The 265-nt window shown below is 59.6% G+C and carries 1 protein-coding gene; it reads left to right on the plus strand.

Going from position 1 to position 265, the window contains the following annotated elements; translation table 11 throughout:
- Positions 1 to 265 (plus strand): hypothetical protein (locus SB772_RS41910; protein WP_410838763.1); only part of this gene is annotated, 265 nt, incomplete at both ends.

Genomic DNA, 265 nt, shown 5'->3' on the forward strand with positions numbered 1-265 from the left:
GCCCGTCCAAAGGATATCAAGCCGAAGGCGCCGCGTTTGGGTGGAATGGTTGCGGCGGGGCCGGCGAATCAGAGAGCTCGGGCGGTGGCGAACTCGGCCTTGCAACTGGAGAAGGTGTGCACACCGACTGTTGAGAAATTGGTAAAACGCGTCGGCGGCGAATGGGCAGAGGGGGAAAAATGGCGTGCTTCATTGCTGAAGAAGGAGACATCCATCGCGCGCAAAATCGACCTGATCAGACGCGAACGGGGGCTGACTTTGGACG

This window comes from Paraburkholderia sp. SIMBA_030, from assembly GCF_046535245.1.
Classification (GTDB): Bacteria; Pseudomonadota; Gammaproteobacteria; order Burkholderiales; family Burkholderiaceae; genus Paraburkholderia.